The organism is Kocuria sp. CPCC 205231 (assembly GCF_040980965.1).
Taxonomy (GTDB): domain Bacteria; phylum Actinomycetota; class Actinomycetes; order Actinomycetales; family Micrococcaceae; genus Kocuria; species Kocuria rosea.
Genome location: NZ_JAVKPP010000116.1, coordinates 1 through 515 on the forward strand (window position 1 = coordinate 1; position 515 = coordinate 515).

Annotated in this window: 1 protein-coding gene; it reads left to right on the forward strand. The window is 44.9% G+C overall.

From position 1 onward, the window contains the following. A partial coding sequence (locus tag RF640_RS19135) for a transposase (protein ID WP_368828679.1) occupies positions 1-515 on the forward strand: 515 nt, incomplete at both ends.

Sequence of the window (515 nt, forward strand, 5' to 3'; positions counted from 1 at the left end):
TGCAGCCAAAACGATAGTTGCGACAGTAGAAGCTGACGCTGCAACTGCCAATATGCCTGCAGTCAAGGAACGTCTTAACATGCTGAAAGAAACCATTTCCGATGCAGAGACCCGAGGCGTAATATCAAAAGATGAAGATGCCCGTACAGGACATAAAACAGCGCATTCTTCATTCTTTGGCTATAAGACGCATATAGCTATGAGCGATGAGAGAATTATCACCGCAGCTACCGTCACCTCCGGCGAGAAGGGTGATGGACAGCAATTGCCAGAATTGATAAAAAAGACAGAGGAAGCAGGAATGGAAGTTGATTCCATAGTAGCAGATAAGGCATATTCCAGCAAGGAGAATCTCAAAATGGCAAAGGAAAACAATATGCGCCTCTCTGCTCGTTTAAGCTCTGTAATTGACGGTAATCGAACAAACAAACTCCCTTTTGAATACAACAAGGATGCAGATCTGTACGTCTGCCCAGCAGGGCATCTGGCGAAATGGAAAGAGATGAATAATCGCA